We start from the raw sequence: 23398 nt of genomic DNA on the forward strand, positions 1-23398 counted from the left end.
CTGTGGGATATGTTATCACAGGTGCGGCTTATTTTTGACGTTTTCAGGCAAAAAAAGATTGCTTTTGATTCTGAAGCTGATTAGCAATTCTAATGCTGCTAAATTCCGACTGGTTATTAGCTTAAAAAAAACACAAAGTTCATTTCCTCAAATCATCAGAAAATGAACTCAAATTAGATATTGATTTATCAAAAATAACAATTTACAACAACAGTAAAAACAAACCTCGAATACTCCTAATCCTTTACACTGGATGCACTGGGTGAGTTATTTACCTTTCTATACATTGTCGAAAAACTACTTTAAATACTGCATTGATTCTCAATAAACAAAAGTTATTTAGGAAGATGAATCTGGCGGTTTTATAGGTACATTATGTGGGAAAAGTGTCATTAATAGCTGATTGATATACACTTGACCAACAACTGGTTCTTTTCGAACTTCTTCTGATTTTTCCGGGGTGGATTCAGCCGCAACTTCTGCGATTTCAGTTTTTATCGGAATAGTCTTTTCTTGATAATTCGCTGTAGCAGTCTCTTCTGACTCTTGACTAAGTTTATCTGTGGATTGGGCAGTTTCATTTGACCACGGATCAACAGCCTGTGGTTGTGGGGATTGAGGGGAAGTGGCTCTAGGTTTTGTAGAATTTGTATTGATTCGTCGAGAGGTATCACCAATTAAACTATTGGGCGGCAGTACACTGCCTGCGGCTAAAGATGTTTGAAAAATAGTACTGCCGTAACCAACGCAACTATTTTCGCCAATGGTGACTTTGCCAATAATGAGAACGCCTGCACCAATCATTGCTCCTTTATGAATCTCAATATTGCCTTGGGATGCCTGTAAAATACAACCCATACCGAGACAAACCCCCGGGGCGATCGCCACAGAACAGTTAGGTGCCGCCAAAATCACAACCCCCGGTGCAATAACAGCATGGTCATCGATTCTGACATCGCCGGCAATATGAATATCGGAATTGAAAACCGCTCCAGAAGTCACAACTATCCCCAATTTGCGATCATGCGAGTCACAGAAAAATATCTAAAAAGTAAGGAGAGATAACGGCTATCTCTCCACTCAACCTTGATGGTTCTAAGGTCTCTGAATAATCGTCTCAAGAACGCGACGGCGAGCCCCAGTATCCACACCAATTAACTGGACATATTCACCCGCATGATCTTGGAGACAAGTTTCTAAATGACGTAAAACTTCAGTCTCATGTTGGCTATCAATAGTACCGCAACTCTTCCATGACTTTGTCCGGAAACGGCGCTTATCAGCATGCTCAGTCGCTATTTTATAACCTTGATTGAGCAATGAACGCACCTTACTGACAACATCGCTACTGAGACTCGCACTAGAAGCACCAAACCCATTGCTAGAACTGCCATAGGAGTTCGAAGAGCTAGAGACAGAACTTGTATAGCCATTACTGCTGCTTTGCACCGGAGCATTTGCACCCGGCCGTTGCACAATAATTTCTGCAGCACGGCGTTTAGTATTCGGATCAACAGCAATTAATTGGACATACTCACCGGGATATTCGGCAGCAATTCCATTAATATTTGCCAAAATCTGCTCACCACTGCGACCTTCAACAAAACCAGCGCTAAGCCAAGACTTTGTTTTAAAGCGACGCTGATTAGCATGTTCTGCAGTAAAGCGACATCCTTGGGAAGCCAAAGACCGAACTTGGGTTTGCACATCACCACCAGCAACAGTCACACTACCGTTACGAGGGGCATGGGAAGCACCAACAGATCCGCCAGAAGCTCTCAGCTGAGTTGTTTGACCGGGGCGTTGCACAATAATTTCTGCAGCTCGCTTACGGGTATTCGGATCAACCGCAATAAGCTGAACATATTCATTAGGAAACTGAGCCATCACACCGTTTAGGTTACTGATGACCTGTTCAGCACTATGACCTTCCACAAAACCAGCACTCAACCAAGACTTTGTTTTGAAACGACGTTGATTTGCGTGTTCTGCCGTAAAGCTGCAACCTTGACTTAAAAATGAACGGATCTGAGTATTGACATCACCATCCACCTTTTGCACTGAACCACTTGCGGTAGATACAGATGTTGCAGTAGAAAAAGACTGACCTACAGAGGGCGCTTCGTCACCGGGACGCTGAACAACGATTTCTGCAGCACGTTTCTTTGTATTGGGATCAACAGCAATAAGCTGAACATACTCACCCGCATATTCAGACATGACGCTATTCAAATTAGACAAGACTTGATCCGCACTACGTCCTTCAACGAAACCGGCACTTAACCAAGATTTTGTTTTAAAACGCCGCGTGTTAGCGTGTTCTGCCGTAAAGGTACAGCCTTGGGAAACCAAACCCCGCACCTGTCCTTGAATGTCTCCATTTAAACTCATTTTTTCCACCGATTGATTTTCGCGAGTACCGTTATTGCTTTGAGAGGAGGATGATGTCTGATTGGCTTCCCCAGAAAAGGGTACAGTGCCAAAGTCCCTTTGATTCCCTTGGGAACCCATTGAACAAACCTCGTTTGCCTCAACAATGTGTTGGATAAAGGTTTGATCAGCATAGGTCACATCAGAAAGCTGCTCAACCTGCTGCTGGTTTGTGATTACCGCACCGGAAGGAATATATTTTCCGGGAGGAATTTCTACGCCTTGAATAAGAGCATGCATCATTACAATGCAGCCGTCGCCCACTTTAGCGTTAAAGATGGTTGAGCGAAACCCAATAAAGCAGTCATTGCCGACAAAGGCTGGGCCATGGACTAATGCCATATGGGAAATGCAGGAGCGATCGCCGATCCAGACGGAATAATTTTTACCATCCTTACCAGCGACTTGACCACGATCCAGACCGTGAATAACAACACCATCTTGAATATTCGTCGAAGCCCCAATGTAAAACGGTGCACCCTCATCAGCACGGATTGAAGTACCGGGCGAAATCAGGACATTTTCTCCAACAGTGACATCACCAATCAAATTCGAAAAAGAGTGAACATAGGCACTCTCATGAATTTTAGGTTCAGCCAAATCCTTTGACCAAGGGGTTGGGGGAGCCGCTTTCCTGCGGACAACCATGTATTTACTCCTCCTCTCAATAAAAAGAGTTGCTTATCCTGCTAAACCATCCAAAGCTATCTATTTCAACCTATCAAAAGGTATTTACATAGATGTGCCGCCCATTGCTTAATGACTCAAAAAGCTTAAAAGCCCAATTAACCAAGGCGATCTGCGTCTTTCTTGCTATAAAGTGAGCGGTTATCAACGTTGACAGTATCGATAATCCCGACAACCATTGCGTCTAGGGGACGATCTTCCATGCCAACTTCTTTGCGGGCAGCACTACCACGCGTGACAAGAACCCACTCATTTATCCCAGCACCAACTAAATCCCCAGCAACTTCATACTTTGGCACGAGTTCACCTTGCTCATTAACAAACTGCACAAGAATAAACTTTATACCGCGGAGTGTTTCCGCCTTGTACGTGCTAACAACGGTTCCACGAACCTTGGCAATTTGCATACAATTTTCAGCGACTAGGGATAAAGATTATTGTGTTTATACTCTTCTTAGAGGTTGAGGATTAACGCTTTCACGGAACTGTTCAACAGCTTCGGTATAGCGAATCGGAAGCACATATTCGAGGTTTTCGTGGGGACGAGCAATGATGTGAGTAGAGAGTACCTGACCGCCATTGACGCGACTAACGTTGTCAGTACCAGCACTTACTGAAGCTTGTACTTCAGAAACGTCACCACGGACGATCACCGTTACACGACCACTACCAATTTTCTCGTAACCCACGAGGGTCACACGGGCAGCTTTAACCATTGCATCCGCTGCTTCTACTACTGCGGGGAAACCAAGGGTCTCCACCATGCCTACTGCGATAGACATTAGATCTTGTTCCTTTTGTTTATAATGTTTGTTTGGTCGAACTCTTACGGAATGAACATCAGACCTGCAGGCTAATCAGAAAGTCGACAACAATCAACTTTGGATTTCACTGATGAACCTAGGGATTATTCATTTAGATTTAGTAGGTTCGGAATTGCTCTACTTCTTCGGTGTAGCGAATTGGCAATACGTATTCGAGGTTTTCGTGGGGACGGGCAATAATGTGAGTGGAGAGGACTTCGCCGCCATTAACACGGTTAGCATTCTCGATCCCGGCGGAGACGGAAGCCTGTACTTCAGAAACGTCACCACGCACAATAACGGTAACGCGGCCACTACCAATCTTCTCGTAACCAACTAATGTTACGCGAGCGGCTTTAACCATCGCATCGGCGGCTTCCACAACGGCGGGGAAACCACGGGTCTCAATCATTCCAACGGCAATAGGCATGAACTAAATCCTCGCTTATCAAGCTTAAAATCTTCGATATTAAAACAATAAAGTCTGACAACTCATCCGGTTGCTACTTCTAAGTGGAGACTTAGGAAATTTTGATGAGCTGGAGACTTGTTCCGATAAAGCAACTCCTAGGAGATACGGTTCACAGAGTACCTTTACACAATGAATTTGCTTAAATTCTCAGTTAAGGCCATCTATTATCGGCAAGCTATGAAGAAGCATAAGCAACTATGGCAGCTTTGACAACATAAAGTTTAATGATATTTCGTAATATCGCTCTTAAGTAAAGCTAATGTTGCAATTTTTGTTGCGAATTGATGGGGAGTAATTTTTGCTACGGCAATTGTTGAAATCTTGATTCAATTCATTTGTGCGCAGACTGGGGTTTTGGCTGTGTGGTTTGGTGATTCTCAATAAAGGCGATCGCCTGCTCTAGGGCATCTAAACGATTTGTTACACGGTTACGGGGGGGGAGAAACTTGAGTACTTCAAGGCGTTGTAAACGGTTTTTGACTTTGCCACTTGCTCCAACGAGGAAGATTTCGCGACCTTTGGCATGGGCTTCACGAATCATGGTTTCGAGGGCAAGGGAAGCTGTCACTCCCATTAATGGCACTTCTAGCAAATCGAGGATTAACACATCATATTTCTCGATAATGCCCATGCGCTGGGCGATGCCCTTCGCCGCACCAAAGCTCATGGGGCCACTGAGATGAAATAGAAAAATGCGTCCTTCGGATCGTCGCAGTAATTCCTTTTCTCTCGGATTTAGTTGAGTCGCATTGTCAGCGGAGGTGATTGCTTCTAGGCGCTCTATTTGCAAGTCCGTTAGACTTTTAACGGTCAACAAGTTGGCAATGAAAACGCCAACGGCAACGGCGGTGATCAGATCCACAAAAACCGTTAAGCCCATGACGCAGTACATTAAAGCGGCTGCTTTTAAGGAAATACGATGGGCTCGTTTGAGGAAGCTCCAATCGATGATATCGATACCGACTTTGATGAGGATACCCGCCAAAACAGCATGGGGAATGGGGGAGGTAAGGGGAGCTGCCCAAAAGATGACGATCAGTAACACAACGGCATGAATCATGCCCGATAGGGAGGTTACACCGCCGGAACGCACATTGATGACTGTGCGCATTGTTGCGCCAGCACCGGGTAAACCGCCACATAATCCCGACACAATGTTGCCAATGCCTTGTCCGATGAGTTCTTGGTCAGAGTCATGTTGAGTGTGGGTAATGTTATCGGCAACTAGGGATGTGAGGAGTGAGTCGATCGCCCCTAGGGTTCCGAGGATAACGCCATAGCCCAACATATTTTTGAGCTGGGAAAAGGCTAAGACTGGTAGATGAAATTCGGGTAGACCTCTGGGAATTTCTCCAATGCGAGCCAAACTATCCGGTGGAAATTGGGTAGAAATCAATGTGCAGATCACGAGGGCGAGTAACGGTGATGGTACAACTCGATTTACCTGGGCTGGGGAGGTAAATAGAATTATCAGTGTCAGGATACCCAAGCTAGTGGGGAACAGCTTGGGGTGGGTAACCTCGTAGGGAATCATCTGGGCGGAGTGAATAATACTGGCATCGCTGGGAAAGCCTAAAAGTGGTGCGACTTGAATCAAAATGATGATGATGCCAATGCCTGACATAAAGCCGGAGATGACAGTGTAGGGAATGAGGGTAATGTATTTGCCAAGTCGTAGGGCTCCGAGGACGATCTGAAAAAGGCCGCCGAGCATGATTACTGTAAAGGCGATCGCCACTCCAGCTTGCGGGTCTCCGCTACTGGCCACCGCCGCAAAAATAGTGGCAATAACAACGGTCATCGGCCCCGTTGGCCCCGAAATTTGGGGGGGAGTTCCCCCAAAAAGTGCGGCAAAAAATCCCGTACAAACTGCACCATACAAGCCGGCGATCGCCCCAGCCCCCGAAGACACACCAAATGCCAGCGCCAAAGGGAGAGCAACAATGGCAGCCGTCAGGCCACCGAATAAATCTCCACGCCAATGTCGAAGGGTAAAAGAACGCGGAAGTTGTACTTTAAGTTGTGTAAACATACGCAGGCGATCGCTTAAAAATCAAAACAGTCAGCACCTCACCAGAACCCCAAATAACCCACACAAATTTCCTTAAACCTTTCACCACACGAGTCTCATGAAAGCTTTTAAATAGCGTTATTGCAGCTCCAATGCCACTGCCATAGCCTGAGTCTAGCGATGGTCACTGAGCTTGCTCGATTATTGGTACAAGATTTGACAAAGTGATGATTTCCATAGATCGCACAAATGTGTAGAGACTTTTAGGAATGAGTAAAGGATCGATAAAACTCACTTAAAATATCTGCGCAATGATTTCCGTCATGCTTATCAAGTAAACGGGAACCGCACTTTGTTGGAATTGAAGTAACTAATGAGTGAGATTCTGCTACAGAACGTTTGGCTCGTGCCGATCTACGGTGTCCTCGGCTCGCTCTTAACACTCCCATGGTCTCTCGGCATAATTCGTCGTACAGGCCCGCGTCCAGCCACATACATTAACCTATTAATGACCTTGACTGGCTTTATCCATGGGCTCTGGGCATTTCGAGAACTAGTGGACAGTCCGGCGCGACAACTAGCCATTGAATGGCTTCAGGTAGCAGATCTTCAACTTTCTCTAGTTATTGAAATTTCTCCCGTCAACTTAGGCGCAATGACCGTCGTCACAGGCATTTGTCTGATGGCGCAAATGTATGCCCTAGGCTACCTAGAGAAAGATTGGTCACTGGCACGTTTCTATGGTCTGTTTGGTCTTTTCGAAGCCGCCCTTTCAGGTTTGGCGATTAGCGATTCTCTCCTGTTAAGCTATGGTCTGCTGGAAATCCTCACGCTTTGCACCTATTTATTAGTTGGTTTTTGGTATGCCCAACCGCTGGTTGTAACCGCGGCGCGGGATGCTTTTTTAACAAAGCGTGTGGGTGATATTTTGCTGCTAATGGGCATTGTGACCCTCTCAAGCTATGGCACTGGTTTAACCTTTAGTGAGTTGGGGGATTGGGCGGCTAATCCCCCCTTAACGCCTTGGGAATGTAGTTTGCTTGGTTTGGCTTTGATTGCGGGTCCCATTGGTAAATGTGCCCAGTTTCCGCTCAATCTTTGGCTTGATGAGGCAATGGAAGGGCCGAACCCTGCGGGTATTATTCGCAACTCGGTCGTGGTCTCTGCCGGGGCTTTTGTCTTGCTCAAAATGCAGCCTGTGTACACCATTACTCCTGTGACATCTGATGCCTTGATCATTATTGGTGCGATTACAGCTGTGGGGGCTTCGCTAGTGGCTTTGGCGCAAATTGATATTAAGCGTGCTTTATCCCATTCAACGAGTGCCCATATGGGTTTGGTGTTTATGGCGGTCGGGTTAAACCGGGTGGATATTGCACTATTGTTACTGCTGACCCATGTGATTGCTAAAGCGCTGTTATTTATGAGCATTGGCGGCATTATTTTTAATACCCATGGTCAGAATATGACGGAAATGGGGGGGTTATGGTCGAAGATGCCTGCGACGACATCAGCTTTTGTGGTGGGTTCTTTTGGTTTAGTGGCTCTGCTGCCTTTGGGGACATTTTGGACTATGGGTCGCTGGGTCAATGGTCTATGGGATACGCCTTTATGGTTGCTGTTGATTTTGTTCGGGGTTAATTTGTGTTCGAGTTTTAATCTCACTCGTATTTTCCGCCTCGTCTTTCTCGGTCAGCCCCAGGCAAAAACAAGGCGATCGCCGGAGGTGGCATGGCAGATGGCCGTGCCCATGGTGACAGCTACAGTATTAACGCTTTTACTACCCTTTATCCTGCAGCGGTCACTGTTATTGCTTGCTTGGTCTTCGCTAGATTTTGTCGATCGTCTGGTGGCGGTCGTTGGGTCTATGTTGCTCCTCGTGACTGGGGGGGCGATCGGGTTTGTTTTGGGTTTAACGCTGCCCCTTGAGCGCTCTTTGAGTCGTCCGACCCAGTTCTATCGTCGCTTTGTCCAGGATTTGTTGGCCTATGACTTTTACATTGACCGTATTTATGATGTCACGGTGGTTTGGGCGGTGGCGCAACTGTCACGTCTGATGGCTTGGATTGATCGCTATGTTGTTGATGGCTTCGTAAATTTGACGGGGTTAGCGACGCTTTTTAGTGGTAGTGCTTTGAAATATAACGTTTCTGGTCAGTCGCAGTTTTATGTTTTGACTATTGTGATCGGCATTGGTTTGACGTTGGTGTGGTTTATGGCCACGGGTCAGTGGACAATGATTGTTGATTTTTGGTCGGAACGTTTAGCTTAGGGGCGATCGCCCCCCTGTCTTTTGATGATTTATGACTGTCGGAGGAAAGTATGCTCAGCACCTTAATTTGGTTGCCATTGTTGGGCGCGTTAATCGTTGCCATAGTCCCCCAAACGGAAAATAGCCTCCTATCCCGTAGAATCGCGTTGGCGATCGCCGCTGTGGTGTTTAGCTGGAATATTTGGGTGGTCTTAAACTATGATGTGGCGATCGCTGGGTTACAGTTCACTGAGCACATCACATGGGTAGAGTGGCTTGGCCTCAACTACGATATTGCCATAGATGGTTTGTCATTGCCCCTCATTGCGCTCAATAGCCTGCTGACCCTTGTTGCCCTGTGGATTAGCGATAAAAATATTCATCGTTCCCGGTTTTACTACGCCCTATTTTTATTTCTGCAAGCCAGCGTTAATGGAGCTTTTCTCGCCCAAGATGTTCTTTTATTTTTCTTCTTCTACGAACTCGAAATTATTCCCCTCTACTTCATGATTGCCATTTGGGGCGGGCAACGTCGCGGCTACGCAGCCATCAAATTTTTACTCTACACCGCCGTTTCAGGCATTTTATTACTCGCAGCATTCCTCGGTCTGACCTTCCTCAGCAACAGCAATACCTTCGCCTACGCCGCCCTCCAAAACAATATGTTGCCAATGGGTACACAGCTCATTTTGTTGGGAGCGATTATTATCGGCTTTGGCATTAAAATTCCATTTTTTCCCTTCCACACTTGGTTACCCGATGCCCATGTCGAAGCCTCCACACCAGTCTCCGTTATTTTGGCGGGTGTTTTACTCAAACTCGGCACCTACGGCCTTTTAAAATTCGGGATTGGTCTGTTCCCCGATGCCTGGGCTGTCTGTGCACCATGGTTGGCCATTTGGGCATCGGTGAGTGCTTTATACGGTGCCTCCTGCGCCATCGCCCAAAAGGACATGAAAAAAGTAGTAGCCTACTCCTCCATTGCCCATATGGCCTTTATTTTGTTAGCCGCCGCCGCTGCAACCCCCCTCAGTCTTGCCGCCGCTGAAATTCAGATGATTAGCCACGGTTTAATTTCAGGTTTGCTCTTTTTGCTAGTGGGCATTGTTTATAAAAAAACCAATAGTCGCGATGTGGATTATCTGCGCGGATTATTAAATCCCGAACGGGGTCTACCACTTACAGGCAGCTTAATGATCCTAGGGGTAATGGCTAGTGCAGGCCTACCGGGTATGGCCGGCTTTGTGGCAGAATTTTTAATTTTTCGCGGTAGCTTGGCTGTTTATCCCATGCCAACGCTACTTTGTCTGGTCGGCACCGGTTTGACCGCCGTTTATTTTCTACTAATGATCAATAAAGTTTTCTTCGGTCGCCTCACCCCAGAGCTGGCGGAAATGGCACCAGTGAGTTGGGCTGATCAGTTTCCGGCTGTGATTCTCGTGCTTTTACTGTTTGTCTTCGGCCTTCAACCCCAGTGGATGATTCGATGGAGCGAAGCGGATACAGCGGCTTTAGTTACCCCGGCGATCGCCACTGAGATTTCCTTAAAATAAAATCTTCCAAAATTTTCGCAGCCAGCCTCCATCGATCAAAATCCGTTTTAAAACCCTTTGCTATGGTTACCGCTTTAGAACCTTCTCGCCATCCCCTCGCCGCCTATATTCATCGCCTCGAACAAGGATTGCCCATGTTAGATAACTCTGATCAAAATGTGATGGAAGTTATCGGCATTCTGAAAAGTTATGGCATCGTTCTCGATGCCTACTCCAATAATTTGAACTACATTGCAAAACATCAGTTTTTAAAGCTTTTTCCATTTTTTAAATATTTTAATGGCGATATTAATGTAAAAAAATTAGGTCAATTTTGGTGGCATAACCGCATTAATTATGAATATGCTGAATACTGCATGAAATCCATGTTTTGGCATGGTGGTGGCGGTTTGGATGCCTACGTCGATTCGCCAGAGTTTGAGGCCGCCGCCAAAAAGGCGATCGCCGCACGGTGGCAAAATAATCCGGTGATGTTGGGTTTAAATAAACTCTTTCCCGATTTTCTTCTTGAACAAACCCGTGTGATGGCCTACTACACCGGGCTAGGGCAATTTTGGCGAGTCATGAGCGATATGTTCCTAAGCTTGAGCGATCGCTACGATGCAGGTGAAATCAAATCTACTTCAGACGTGACGAATCATATCCTTGCGGGGTTGGTGGCTGACGCGGCAAAGCCTATCACCTACAGCGTTGAGATTGGCGGCGAAAAATTTGACCTAATTCCAGAGTCGGCGGGTATCACATTCCTTATAGATACAGGCGTGCCCTACGTTGAAGCCATTTTTTTTCGGGGCACACCCTTTCCGGGCATCATTTCCTACAACGCCCAAGCCCGTCAAATTTCCCCCGAACAATCAACCTTTACCTACGGCGCTCTCTACGCTGATCCTTTGCCCATTGGCGGCTCTGGTATTCCTCCTACCCTGCTTATGCAAGATATGCGGCATTTTTTACCCGATTATCTGCACAATTACTACATGGAAACAGGGCGCAGCGAGCAAGATATCCGCGTCAAGATTTGCCAAACATTTCAGAAATCTATGTTTTGCGTCACCAGCGCTACACTAATTGGTCTTGTGCCCAACGGTCTGAATCCAGACACCCTTGAAAAACAGCAGGAAAATCGCGCTTTCTTTGAGTCTTGGATGGATCGTTTGTTAACGTCTCAAATTCACGCGGTTAATCACTAGAATCCCTATTCAAGAAAGATTTATAACCTAAATCGATAGCATCACAAGCTGCGAGGAAATTTTAGATAAAATATATTATCTTTTACTTACGCTATTTCCTGAGAAAACTTAATTTTGCCCTAGGCATTTTTGTTTATCTTTTGATTGAGTGTCAAGCTTGCCATGGATAAATATTCTAATGATTGTGCTGGTCTCCTTTGTTTTGCTGGGTGTGGAGGCGATCGCCCCAAAGATAGAACAAATCTTTTAGTAAAGATAAAAATAATTTATCCCGAAAAAACACGCTCCAATCATTAGAAAAAAAAGCCCAAGAATTCGATACTTTACAAGAAAAAAATGTCTATTAAAACCTGAGTTCGGTTTAAGAAAAGTTTGGAATGACGATGCGGTGAAGGGGAGAGTGAGTGAAGGGGGATTTTTTATGCCAACCAACAACCACAGGTATCAAAAAATGTGAATTTCGATTGATTCTCCGTTTCTCCCCCTCCCTATGTCTCCCGTTTCTCAGAGGCATTCAGGTTGAATTCTTAACCCGAACTGACGTTATTAAAGGCTAAAGGTCTCTGGAGTTTACCGTTCTAAATAGGTGTAGTGCCCTAAATTTCCCTTGTAATGACTCATTAAAAGTCTTGCCTGCTCCGGGCTAATGTTTCCCTGTAAACACCCAGAATCAATATGTTTCTGGATTTTTGTGACCAACTCAGACGGAGCATATTGTACTTGAGTCAACATCTGTTCAATGGAGTTTCCCTGAATCCCCTCATCTAGGGTGTAACCATCCCCAGAAAAGTGAAGATGCACTATATTCGTACGGCCAAAAAGATTATGAAAGTTGCCCATAATATCTTGATAGGCTCCCATGAGAAACACACCAAGATAATAGGGTTCTGCGGTTAGAGAATGAAGCTCTAAAAGATTTTTAGCTTCTTTTTTTGTATCAATAAATTGATTGAACCGCCCGTCACTATCACAAGTTAAATCTGCAATCACACCTCGTTTTGTAGGCTCTTGATCAAGGCGATGGATGGGCATAATGGGAAAAAGTTGATTAATTGCCCAGCTATCAGGAACGGACTGAAAAATTGACAGGTTAGCGTAATAGATAGTCGCCATATTTTGCCGTAGTTCTTGCAAGTCCTCTGGAATGCTTGAGACGGTTTGCATAATGTTAAAAATTTTGGCGCAACAAGACCAATACAATTGCTCGGCATTGGCGCGATCGCCGAGACTGAGATAGCCGAGATTGAAAAGGCTAATGGCTTCTTCTTTAAATTGCACAGCATCGTGGTAAGTCTCTTGGTAATTGTCGGGAGAAATGGTGGCGTAGGTTTCGCGTAAACTTCGTAAAACTAGGGGTTCTCGCTGGGCTGGGAGAGGAGGGACTGTTGCTGTTACTTCGCTACTGTTGAGGATGTCGAAAATGAGTACTCCTTGATGGGAGGCGATCGCCCGACCACTTTCGCTCACAAGGGTTGGCGCAGGCACATTTTTTTCAAGGCAAGCATCCTGTACTGTCGCCACAATATCGTTGGCGTAGTTTTGCATGTTGTAATTTTTCGACGCGGGCACATTATTTTTCGAGCCGCTGTAGTCCACGGCCAGCCCACCGCCAACATCGAGATATTTCACCTTGGCTCCGAGCAGAACTAATTCAGCATAAATTTGAGACGCTTCACGAATGGCGGCTTTGACCACACCAATGGACGATAGTTGCGAGCCGCTGTGGTAGTGCAACAATTGCAAACAATCTAATAAGTCTTCCTCGCGCAAGGTTTCGACAATCTCCAACATTTGCGGCACAGTTAGGCCAAATTTGGCGCGATCGCCGGAAGAGCTGCCCCAGCGACCAATGCCTTGACTGGATAATTTTGCCCGCATCCCAAGGTTGGGTTTAATGCCTAATTGATGGCTGGCTGTAAGGGTTTGGGTTAATTCTTTAGGCTGTTCGATTACGATAATCGCGCGGTGTCCTAACTGAGTTGCCAGTAGCGCTGTTTCAATATATTCGCGGTCTTTATAGCCATTACAAATTAGTAAAGCTTCGCCATTCGACGACGGCTCTAACATGGCGATCCCAATCATCAGTTCCGGTTTTGACCCCACCTCCAAACCAAAATCGTAGGGCTTGCCCGCATCTAATAAAGCTTCAACAATGGGGCGATGTTGATTGCACTTAATTGGGTATACACCGCGATAGTTGCCCTGGTAGCCATACCGGGCGATCGCCGTCGCAAAACACTCATTTAAACGAACAAGGCGATCGCGTAAAATATCCGGAAACCTTATTAAACAAGGCATTTGAATCCCTTGAGCCTTTAGGGAAGTCACTAGCTCAAATAGATCGACAGACTGAGCCGAAGCCCCCGTCGGCGACACCTGCACATGGCCTTGGCCATTGATACTAAAATATGGTTCGCCCCACCCACTAATTTGATAAAGCTTTGCACTATCTGCCACTGTCCACCGATTGCCATGCCCACTAGACGAGAAAAAAGACACATCCATAATTTTTAGCTAAAAATTTGCCGAAAACTTGTCCTCAAACAGAGGCCATTAAACAAAAGGAGACTTTTACTATCTCAGCACTACCTGATTCAGAACAAGGCGATCGCCAAATAGAACAACTATTCTTACCCATTTCCCAAAGGTTTACGAAGCAAGACAAGGATCCGTGAGCCATCAAAATCTGAGTTAAAATCAATCCAAGACGATATTCACTAGCAATACGTCAATTTCTCGAAAAAACGCCCTATCGCTCCATCTCCCATGAGTCAACTCAATCCAGAGCAAAGAAACTACGATTATCTAGTCGAGGCAGCACGAGTCGGCATCCACAAACCTATCCTTGCCGCATTATATGCAGTGCACCGCACCCCACAACTAATCGATGGCAACACAGGTTTGGGCATCACCCCGGCCAACCAAGTCATTCCCCTCAAGCTCGATACCTTTGCCGAACAGACTCAATACGCCGCCAATACCATTCGAGCCCTTACCGACAACCTCATTGAACAAGGTTGGGGAGGCACTGATCTCTGGGATACAGAGCAAGGGCGCTACAGCGACAAATTTCTCCAATACATCGCCAAGGGCTACATTCCCAAATCAACAGAAAAAGACATTGGTCGCCTTGAACCCAGCGACTATGAAGCCCTAAAAAAAGCCTACATTAACGATATTCAAACCGATTACGACGGTGCAGATTTACCGAAAAATTTAAGCCGTCTTGACCAAGCCCTCGTGCAATTTGTCGAACGGGTCGGCCAATATTACAAAGGACTGCCCCACCAGCGGGAAAGTATGCTCGAAACAGTGCGAATATGGCGGAAGCTTGATAGCCACGATGCGGTCATTGAATCCTTAGTCCAAGGTACCGATTTAAATGCAGACACCATTGATGAAACTGAACTAGATCTCCTGCTGACGCATTTTATTAAACGGGTTTCGCCCAACTACGGCGGATTTCCCCACCAGCGGGAAGCGCTAATTCGGTTTGTGCAGCTGTGGCGGCAAATGGAATCCCGTGAAACTACGATTCAGGCCTTGGATAAGGCGGATGTCAGTGCTGAGGATCTAGAAGTTCTCGACCCAGCAATTATGCGGTTTGTCAAAAATGCGTCGCAATATTATGTCGGCAAAGGTAGTCAGCGTAATTCTCTGACCGAGGCACTACGGCTGTGGCGACAACTCAACTCACGCCAAAGTGTTTTGTCTAGTCTCGGCGTTGAGCCTGCACAACTCCAAGCCGCCAGTGGCAGTGTCGATGCGATGCGCGAACTCGCAAAAAAGATTGATCAAGAGCTAGTGTCGTTTATCAAGCGTGTTCCTAATGCCTACCAAGATGAGGAGCACCAACGGGATGCCCTCATTCGAGCGGTGCAACTGTGGCGGGGACTGCCCAGTCGGGAACAGGCGATCGCCAGTTTGACCGAAGACCTGAAACAAATTGTTGTAGAGCCAAAGAAAACCGTTGAACCAGTCCAGCCAATTACCGTCGTTGTCCCCAAGCGACCGAGCCGCTGGACACCGGCCACTGTGCGCTCGAACCTGAGTCTATCGATTATCCCCAATGGCAGCTTTACATGGCTAGAAGCAACCCACGGCGGTAAACGATTGCCCACGAGTCAAGCAACGGTAGATGCCATAATCCGCATTGCCAGACTGGCTCAACAGGCCCGCGATCGCCTTGGTCGTCCGATGATTGTGACCAGTTGGTATCGTCCCCCAGCCATTAACCGTGCTGTCGGTGGTGCAAGCCGCAGTCGTCACATTGTCGGTGATGCCATCGATTTCGTGGTGAGCGGCCTATCCGGTAATCAAATTTACTGGACCCTCGATCCTTGGTGGCCGGGTGGTCTTGGCCGTTATCGCAGTTTCCCAAACCTCGGCCATATCGATGCCCGTCCCTACCGCGCCCGTTGGCGAAATTAGCCCCGTCAAGGCATCGAGATACATCCCTTAACTTTTTGCTGCGTTTTCCATAAAAACGGTTTATTTCGTCACGCCAATTGCTAACCTGTTAATGGCTCTGTATCAACCAAAACGCCATAGGCTTTAATCTTTTACCTACCTGTAGGTTCTATCCCATGTCCCACCCCTTGGTTACGGTTCAACCCGTTCTTGCCCAGCAACAACCACAACCAACGCCGACACCAACACCTACTCCCACCGACAATAATGCAGGGTCTGGGTCTCTTCTCTGGATGATTTTGACGTTACTGTTTTTCCTAAGCTCTGTGGGACTTGTGATCTATGGGAAAGCCTTAATCGAAAAGCAAGAGAAAGCCACAAAGCTGGATCAATACAAAATCCGTGACCTCAAGAAAAAATTAAAGTTAGCCCTGACGACCATCAAGAAAATGGAAACGAATCCTGACTTGGTGCACTCGCGGGACTTTAACCTCGACTATCTCCGGATGCGGATGGAAGAGGGGATGTTTAATTCGGCGATCGTCAATCAAATGGAGATCAAGGTTAAACAGCTCATTCGCGTTGCTCTGCGGCCTAGCACCGCTGATGTTGCCACTGTGGGTGTTGCGGCTACTGGGGGGCGGCAAGTGGATGAAATGTTTGATGTGCATTACGAAACAGATGACGGCCAAGGTAAACGGGCAAAGGGCGTTTTATTTCGAGTTCATATCAAACTGACAAAGTTGCCTACCCAGTCTTCGAGCAATACTGTTGAGCAAATTATTACCTGCCTCAAGACATTTCTTAATCCATTAGAGGCACAGGAACATTGGCAACCGAGTGTCCAAGGTCGCATTGCGGTTTTGGAATGGGATCAAAAGGCCAAACCAACGCCTTTGCTTGTTCTCCGGCAATCGGAAGAGGGGGGGAATGTGAGCTTCCGTACCCAAACGGCTCGCCCACCGCGCCCGAGAACTTCGGGTCAAGCTGCGACACAACAGCGACGACGACCACAGGGTGGTACTCGGAGTGGGAGGGGAGCTAATGGTAGTAGTGCGCAACAGCAACAGCGTCGCCGTTCTTCATCGGCAAGCCAACATCAAAAACGCCGCTCTCCAAGAAAACCCTAGGGACAAAAAAGTACAATATCCCAAAATTTAAAAATTAGCCTTGCTTCTGTCAAAGTGTGTTGGGTGTGGTCTTTTTTCGATGAGTTGATGCTTTGTACAAAAACTTTGGGGTTCGAAAGTTGGAGATTTTTTAAAAGGTTTTGTTTACTCTGGAAGGGTTTCACAAATTCCCTGTTTTGTTGTCTTCAATTTATTGGCTTTGACTGTGGGCGATCGCGGTAAGGTAGACATCCGGCCATGGTTATGACGTTATGAATTCTCTGCTATATCCTTACAAAGCACCAGATTTTGCGGATAGGGTTACGGCGTGGTATGAGGGTCTGTGTCCCATGACGAAAGTGCTGGGGCGTTTGCCGCGTACTGCCCATGCTGAATGGCTCGCCCAACAAGTGATGGCTGAGCTAGCACAGGAACCGATTTATCATTTTGAGGGCAAAATGTATGGTGTGCTTGTTGTGGCGACACCGGCGGGGGAGCTGTTTTATCTGAAGGCTTTTTCTGGTTTATTGCGGGGCAACAAAACTGTAGCGGGCTGGGTACCGATGATCGATGGCGGCGATCGCCTTTTACTAGAAGAACAGGAAATATTGGCACAGCTACGGGACATTCGACATCGCATTGCGCACCTTGAGCAGTTGCCGGAACGTCGAACCTACCAACAATTAACTGAAACTTGGCAGAGCAAAATTGCCCATTTCAATCAACAACGCCGTAAGAGCAAACAACAACGGGAGCAACAACGCCGAGCACTGACCCAAACCCTTGCAGGCGAGCCTCTAAACATAGCCTTTCAAAAACTCACAGAAATGAGTCGCCAAGAAAGTAATCACAAGCGCGATTTAAAACGCCAGCGGGATCAAGAACTTCGGGAGTTATCTGAGCTAATCACCCGCAGTGACGCAGAGCTGCAAGGTCTCCGCCAACGGCGCAAAACCCTTTCTCGTAATTTACAGAAAAGAATGCACCGTGTTTATCAGCTAAAAAATTTTGCGGGTAATGCCCAGGCGATCGCCGACATTTTCCCCCAAGGTTTACCCACCGGCACTGGAGATTGCTGTGCGCCGAAACTCTTGCATTATGCCGCCAAACATCACCTCAAACCCCTTGCCCTCGCGGAATTTTGGTGGGGGAAGGATACCGATATTAAACAAACGGGTCACTTTTACCCAGCCTGCGTAGAACGTTGTCAGCCGATTTTGGGATTTTTATTATCCGGTTTAGAAAACAAATCTTTTAATACACTTGTCGGAACCCCAGAAATTCCCCTAGAAATCATTTACGAAGACGATGAAATTCTTGTTGTAAATAAGCCCCATGGGTTACTAACAATTCCGGGGCGTAGTAGTCACAATTACGATAGTGTATTTAGCCGTTTAAAACGTGATTTCCCACAAATTTATTTAGTGCATCGCTTAGATCAAGACACCTCTGGATTAGTTGTTTTTGCCAAATCTACCCCTGCCCAAAAACAACTACAACATCAGTTTCGCCGCCAGCAAATTTCTAAAATTTATACTGCCATTTTAGAGCAGCCAATCCACCAAGAAGAGGGTTTGATTGAATTGCCATTATGGTCTGATCCCCGCGATCGCCCCCGGCAAAAAGTAGATTTTGAAAGAGGAAAAATAAGCAAAACCAAGTTTACAAAAATTGCTCAAAACCGTATCGAACTCCAGCCAATTACTGGGCGTACCCACCAACTCCGCGTCCATTGTGCCCATCAAGAAGGTTTGCAGAATCCCATCCTTGGCGATCGCCTTTACGGTCATCACAACAAACAAAACCACGGGCGATTACACTTACATGCCACGGCCATAACATTTAAGCATCCCACCACAAAAAAAATAATAACATTACGTAAAAACCCTTTATTTTAAAGACAAATTATAAAGACAAAATATTGTAAAACTGCCCATTTAAATCAATCTTTTTCAAGTCTTACTTTTATTCAGAAATAAGGTAGAGGATAATATAAAAAATAGAGGCTGAGTATACTTAAGGAAATAGCGTGAACAGCGATAATGCCAGAGACCAGCAAACTTTTGATAGACTTCTAAGGGAAATTAGTGACCTCCGCAAACAAGTCAAGACCTTAGAAGAAAAACTGCCTGTTTCGCTCGAACAACCACCTCAGCTCCCAAACGCCCTGATCGAGCTATCGTCAGAAATTTACACCCCCCAGCCTGCCATCTCATTTCTAGAGCGTGCCACTGGAGTCTTACGAGATTTGATTCACGTTGACCGCACAGCAATATATCGCTTTAACCCTGACAAGACAGGTGAATTTGTCACCGAGTCACGGCGCGAAAAATGGCGATCGCTACTCCATCTCCAAACGGAAAAACCAGAGATTACCAGCAATATCAGTAATTGTGCCCTGAAATATTTGCGATTGCCGGAGCGCAACCATGACGATGGAACCTCACCACCCCCATACCACAACCGCTTAAAACTCTTTCGTGTTTGCACCAATATCCAAAACTCAGGATTTTCAGATTGTTACCTCAAAGTCCTCAAGCTGTATCAAGCCCAAGCCTATGCGATCGCCCCCCTCTACGATCACAAAAAACTCTGGGGTCTACTCGCGGCGTACCACAACGAAGCCCCCCACCAATGGCAACAACATGAACTGCAATACCTCCTGCAAATAGCCATTTATTGCGAAGGCGCAATCAAACAAAACAATCTCCAAGCGAACTACAGCAATCAAGAAACACAAATTCGCCAGCAACTTACCCAGCAAATTCAAGCCCAACAAAACCAATTACAACTAGAACAGCGGCAACAGCAGGCTCTCGGTGAAGTTATTAATACGATCCGTCGTAGCCTTCATTTGGACGAAATTTTTCACGCCGCAGTCCGAGAAACCCGCCGCTTACTCCAAGCAGATCGCGTGATGATCTACCGTTTCAAACCCGATACTAACTATGAAATCGGTGTTGTCGTTGCAGAAGATGTGAGCAATAATTTCCCTGCAGCTCTCCATGCTCAAATTACAGACCGTTGCTTTGCGGAGGAACATCGCACCCAATATAGTTTTGGCCATAGCTCCCAAATTAACGATGTCCTAACAGCCAATATTTCTGACTGCCATCGCAATATTTTGCGGCAATTCCAGATCCGTGCCCATTTAATTGTGCCGATTTTTTGTAATGGAGATTTGTGGGGATTATTATGCGTGCACCAATGCCAAAGCCCCCGCGAGTGGCAACCCCAAGATAATCAATTTATCCAGAAAATTGCTGTGCAGCTCGGTGTCGGACTCCAACAGGCGGAACTATATAAACAATCGCAGCAGCACACAAAAGAATTAGAAATAGCACTGCAACAGGTCGAAGCCCAGCGGGAACAGCAGGCACGATTGGCGCAGCAAGAAAAAATTATTCGGGTGATGACGGAAAAAATTCGCGAAACATTAGATCTAGAGACGATGTTTCAAGTAACCACTCAAGAAATTCTTGCCTTAGTAGAATGTGATCGCGCGGCTATTTATCAATTTAATGAAGATTGGGGCGGCGATTTTATTGCAGAGTCCCACGTCCCGGGCTGGCAACCTCTCATTGTGGATGGCATGCGCACAGCTTGGCGCGATGATTATTTACAGGAAACCCAAGGTGGTATCTATGCAGATCAACACACTAGCGTTGTTTCAGATATTTACCGGGCTCAGCTCAGTGACTGCCACATTCAAATCCTAGAAAGCCTCAATGTCAAAGCCTATCTCATTGTCCCCATTGTGGTTGGGACAAAGCTATGGGGATTGTTAGCGGCCTACCAACATCGAAATGTGCGTCAGTGGCATGAGTGGGAGGAGTTTCTCCTCAAGCGTTTAGGTGACCAGCTAGGGGTTGCTATTCAACAGGGAGAGTGGGTTGAGCGATTACGGTTAGCGACGAAAAAAGCGGAAGCGGCCAGTGAGTCAAAAAACCTTTTTCTAGCCAATATGAGCCATGAGCTACGGACACCTCTCAATGCCATCCTCGGATTTACTTAGGTGCTCAGTCGCCAAGGGAATTTAAGTCCGACTCAATCTGATCATTTGAATATTATTAGTCGGGCGGGGAACCATTTGTTGCTGCTTTTAAATGATGTGCTCACTATGTCCAAAATTGAAGCTCATCAAATCAAGCTTAACAAGGAATATTTTGAGATGGATGATGTGGTGGCAACTCTGCAAGATATTTTTCAGTTACAGGCACAAATGAAACAGCTTGCTTTTCGTGTGGAAGTGGATAGGCAAGTTCCTCGCTATTTGTTCGGCGATCGCGGCAAGTTACAACAGGTGGTGATTAATCTCCTCAGTAATGCTTTTAAGTTTACGACGGCAGGGGAAATCCATCTCAAATTTTGGTCGGATAATGTACTTCCCCAAGACACAAGGGATACTTCGCCATTGCGTCTTTACTGCCAAGTCCGGGATACAGGTATTGGTATTGCTCCGGAGGAACTGGAGCTGTTATTTGCGCCCTTTATTCAAACGAGTGCAGGGAAGCAAGTCCAGGAAGGCACAGGTCTGGGATTATCGATTTCTAAGCATTTTGTCGAGCTAATGGCGGGGGAAATCCAGGTTACCAGTCAGGTCTCCCAAGGCAGCTGCTTTCAATTTTTTGTCACGCTTCACACGGCATCGCAGTGTCGTAACGACATTTCACCGGAAACAACGGCGGCGATCGCCCCACTGTCAGAGAAGAAGCGCATTTTAATCGTCAATAGTTCAACCGATGGCTCACCAAGCTGGCACGACTTTAGCCGCGACAAAATTGACATCAAACAAGCCACGAACCGCGATGCTGTCGTCTCTCTCATCTGCCATTGGCAGCCCCATCTTGTCGTCATTGATCGAGATGCAAACAAGATTGATATTGCGACTTTACTGTTAGAGATACCGACTAAAATCCATGTTTCGCCATACGTCATTATGGCTAGTCAAAACCCTTTATCTACCATAGAGCAAGACCATTTGCGTATCCTCGGTTGCGATGGTTTTGTGACAAATTCATCGGTGGATCCGAAAATCCTTCCTGTTCTGATGAAATATCTTGGTGTTGAATATACGAGTGTTGAATATACGAGTATCGAAGCGCATCAACACAATCATCGATCCTTAGGGGATGGCAGGGCGCAGGCTCCTGCAATTTCCCAGGCATCGTACATTAACTCAGTTCTTTCTCAAACCGATGCATCTTGGCGTCAACGGCTACGGATAGCGGCGATCGCCGCCCGGGAAACAACCATTCGGCAACTACTCACTGAGATCACCGAAACCTATCCAGCCCTAAGCCAACATCTACATCATTACCTCAACAACCTCGCCTTTGATACCATTGTGAAACTCATTGATGACATCGAAGAATCATGATGATGCCCCCTTTTCGTACCGAATATACCGGAGACATTCTGATTGTCGATGACATACCAGAAAATCTACAATTGCTCTTTGAAATTCTGAACGAAGAAGGCCACGAAGTGCGGCGTGTACTCAACGGTCAGCAGGCATTAAAAACGGTGGCAGTAGATCCGCCGGATCTAATTTTGCTCGATATCAAGATGCCGATTCTTGATGGCTATGAAGTTTGTAAAACCCTGAAAGCCGATCACCAGACAGCCAACATTCCCATTATTTTCCTGAGTGCCCTTAACGATGTCCTTGATAAAGCGAAGGCTTTTTCCGCAGGAGGCGTGGACTATATCAACAAACCATTCGATGTTTATGAAGTCCTAGTACGGGTTAATAATCAACTTAAGCTTCTCGAAACGACCAGAACCCTGACCCAACGTAATCAGGAACTAGAAATTTTAAATCGTGATTTGGAAGCTTTTAACTATATGGTTTCCCACGATTTGCGACGACCATTGACGCGACTACTAGGGTTCTGTGAACTGTTAGCGGATGGTGAGCTGGGAGTCGCAGATCGAGCAGAGGCCATGGAAATCATCAGTAATGCTGGCACTGAAATGAACCAAATTATCAGTGATTTAATGCGTCTTGCGACGGTTTCCCAAGGGGAGCTACAGTTGGAAATGGTGAACCTCAGTACGATGGCGATCGCCATTGCTGCACAACTTCAAAATCAAAACCCTGAGCGTCAGAGCCAGATCGATATTGCACCAGACTTAATCATCGCTGGCGATCGCCGTCTGTTGAAAATTGCCTTGGAAAACCTATTAGAAAATGCGTGGAAATATAGCAGCGAAAAAGCCCTGACAAAAATTGACTTTTTTCAAGCCGACAATGGCCATTTCTGCATCCGTGACAACGGCATTGGCTTTGATAGCAACCAGCAAAATCAGATTTTTACACCCTTTACTCGACTACACAAAGAGCGTAATTTTGCCGGCACAGGCATCGGTCTAACCATCGTTCAACGCATTATCCAAAGCCATCAAGGACAAATTTGGTGCAACTCAAAACCCAATGAAGGCGCTAGCTTTTTCTTTACCTGCGGGATGCAGCTCTAAAT

The 23398-nt window shown here is 46.3% G+C and carries 16 protein-coding genes; 9 read left to right on the plus strand and 7 right to left on the minus strand.

All coding sequences use genetic code 11. The annotated features are described in order from the left end of the window. Positions 1–339: 339 nt before the first annotated feature. The 6 genes from NIES208_RS11705 to NIES208_RS11730 all read right to left on the minus strand — a co-directional run bounded on the left by NIES208_RS11705 (position 340) and on the right by NIES208_RS11730 (position 6424). Positions 340–1002, minus strand: a complete 663-nt coding sequence (locus NIES208_RS11705; protein WP_084176613.1) for a beta-carboxysome scaffolding protein CcmN — start codon at positions 1000–1002, stop codon at positions 340–342. A gap of 93 nt (positions 1003–1095) precedes the next feature. Then, positions 1096–3078: a beta-carboxysome scaffolding protein CcmM gene (locus NIES208_RS11710; RefSeq protein WP_075892949.1), complete on the minus strand. Its 1983-nt coding sequence runs from the start codon at positions 3076–3078 to the stop codon at positions 1096–1098. Positions 3079–3215: 137 nt separating this feature from the next. Then, a complete protein-coding gene (locus tag NIES208_RS11715; protein WP_075892951.1) occupies positions 3216–3524 on the minus strand; it encodes a beta-carboxysome shell vertex protein CcmL in 309 nt (102 codons plus the stop codon). A 36-nt stretch (positions 3525–3560) separates the two neighbouring features. Beyond that, on the minus strand, positions 3561–3899 hold the full coding sequence (locus tag NIES208_RS11720; protein WP_012307413.1) for a carbon dioxide-concentrating mechanism protein CcmK: 339 nt from the start codon (positions 3897–3899) through the stop codon (positions 3561–3563). A 139-nt stretch (positions 3900–4038) separates the two neighbouring features. Beyond that, a complete protein-coding gene (locus tag NIES208_RS11725; RefSeq protein ID WP_075892953.1) occupies positions 4039–4350 on the minus strand; it encodes a carbon dioxide-concentrating mechanism protein CcmK in 312 nt (103 codons plus the stop codon). 373 nt (positions 4351–4723) lie between these two features. Continuing rightward, the gene (locus tag NIES208_RS11730; protein ID WP_075892955.1) at positions 4724–6424 is read right to left on the minus strand and encodes a SulP family inorganic anion transporter; all 1701 of its coding nucleotides are present in this window, start codon (positions 6422–6424) and stop codon (positions 4724–4726) included. A gap of 352 nt (positions 6425–6776) precedes the next feature. On the opposite strand from NIES208_RS11730, the gene NIES208_RS11735 reads away from it, so the two are divergent. From NIES208_RS11735 to NIES208_RS11745, 3 genes are all read left to right on the plus strand, one after another. Next, entirely contained in the window at positions 6777–8675 is a 1899-nt protein-coding gene (locus tag NIES208_RS11735) for an NAD(P)H-quinone oxidoreductase subunit F (protein ID WP_075892957.1), read from the plus strand. A 50-nt stretch (positions 8676–8725) separates the two neighbouring features. Further along, the gene (locus NIES208_RS11740) at positions 8726–10207 is read left to right on the plus strand and encodes an NADH-quinone oxidoreductase subunit M (protein ID WP_075892959.1); all 1482 of its coding nucleotides are present in this window, start codon (positions 8726–8728) and stop codon (positions 10205–10207) included. A gap of 62 nt (positions 10208–10269) precedes the next feature. After that, positions 10270–11397: a CO2 hydration protein gene (locus tag NIES208_RS11745; RefSeq protein WP_075892961.1), complete on the plus strand. Its 1128-nt coding sequence runs from the start codon at positions 10270–10272 to the stop codon at positions 11395–11397. A gap of 570 nt (positions 11398–11967) precedes the next feature. Here the strand turns inward: NIES208_RS11745 and speA are convergent. Further along, positions 11968–13902 carry a biosynthetic arginine decarboxylase gene (speA, locus tag NIES208_RS11750; protein WP_075892963.1) on the minus strand — a complete coding sequence of 645 codons (1935 nt, stop codon included), beginning with the start codon at positions 13900–13902 and terminating at the stop codon, positions 11968–11970. A gap of 261 nt (positions 13903–14163) precedes the next feature. Between speA and NIES208_RS11755 the strand changes: the two genes are divergently transcribed. From NIES208_RS11755 to NIES208_RS11780, 6 genes are all read left to right on the plus strand, one after another. After that, positions 14164–15828, plus strand: a complete 1665-nt coding sequence (locus NIES208_RS11755) for a D-Ala-D-Ala carboxypeptidase family metallohydrolase (protein WP_075892965.1) — start codon at positions 14164–14166, stop codon at positions 15826–15828. A gap of 155 nt (positions 15829–15983) precedes the next feature. Continuing rightward, positions 15984–16937 carry a hypothetical protein gene (locus tag NIES208_RS11760; protein WP_075892967.1) on the plus strand — a complete coding sequence of 318 codons (954 nt, stop codon included), beginning with the start codon at positions 15984–15986 and terminating at the stop codon, positions 16935–16937. Between the two features lie 251 nt (positions 16938–17188). Next, on the plus strand, positions 17189–18814 hold the full coding sequence (locus NIES208_RS11765; protein WP_075892969.1) for an RluA family pseudouridine synthase: 1626 nt from the start codon (positions 17189–17191) through the stop codon (positions 18812–18814). 131 nt (positions 18815–18945) lie between these two features. Further along, positions 18946–20931 (plus strand): GAF domain-containing protein, encoded by a 1986-nt coding sequence (locus NIES208_RS11770; protein ID WP_075892971.1) that lies wholly within the window; start codon positions 18946–18948, stop codon positions 20929–20931. 105 nt (positions 20932–21036) lie between these two features. After that, the gene (locus NIES208_RS11775; protein ID WP_139325044.1) at positions 21037–22296 is read left to right on the plus strand and encodes a sensor histidine kinase; all 1260 of its coding nucleotides are present in this window, start codon (positions 21037–21039) and stop codon (positions 22294–22296) included. After that, positions 22293–23396 (plus strand): ATP-binding response regulator, encoded by a 1104-nt coding sequence (locus NIES208_RS11780; protein ID WP_225875300.1) that lies wholly within the window; start codon positions 22293–22295, stop codon positions 23394–23396. Before NIES208_RS11775 ends, NIES208_RS11780 begins: the two co-directional genes overlap by 4 nt. Positions 23397–23398: the final 2 nt, after the last annotated feature.

It is taken from the genome of [Limnothrix rosea] IAM M-220 (assembly GCF_001904615.1).
Classification (GTDB): domain Bacteria; phylum Cyanobacteriota; class Cyanobacteriia; order Cyanobacteriales; family MRBY01; genus MRBY01.